We start from the raw sequence: 560 nt of genomic DNA, 5'->3' as shown, positions 1-560 counted from the left end.
CGTTACCAGAAATGTTCGATGCCATTTTACTGGACGCCCCTGCCTCTGGCGAAGGCGTGGTGCGTAAAGATCCCGACCGCACTGAAAAAACTGGTCACCAGAAAGCAATCAGGAAATCGCTGCCACCCAGCGGGAACTGATCGACAGTGCCTTTCATGCATTACGCCCTGGCGGTACGCTGGTTTACTCGACCTGTACCTTAAACCGGGAAGAAAACGAAGCCGTTTGCCTGTGGCTGAAAGAGACTTACCCCGACGCAGTAGAGTTTTTACCGCTGGGCGATCTCTTCCCTGGCGCGGACAAGGCGCTCACCGAAGAAGGCTTTTTGCACGTTTTCCCACAAATTTACGACTGCGAAGGCTTCTTCGTTGCCCGGTTACGCAAAACACAGTCGATTCCCGCCTTACCCGCACCGAAATACAAAGTGGGTAATTTCCCGTTTAGCCCAATCAAAGATCGCGAAGCCGCACAAATTCGCCAGGCGGCGACTGCCGTTGGCTTACAGTGGGATGAAAATCTGCGCCTCTGGCAGCGCGATAAAGAACTCTGGCTGTTCCCGG

The 560-nt window shown here is 54.1% G+C and carries 1 pseudogene; it reads left to right on the top strand.

The window, feature by feature from the left end:
- Positions 1-560: pseudogene (gene yebU, locus CRI63_RS23590) on the top strand (16S rRNA (cytosine(1407)-C(5))-methyltransferase RsmF); the annotation flags it as partial.

Source organism: Escherichia sp. E2661 (assembly GCF_004745185.1).
Lineage (GTDB): Bacteria > Pseudomonadota > Gammaproteobacteria > Enterobacterales > Enterobacteriaceae > Escherichia.
The sequence above is the reverse complement of the archived record's forward strand: the minus strand, read 5'-3'. Positions and strand labels throughout refer to the sequence as shown.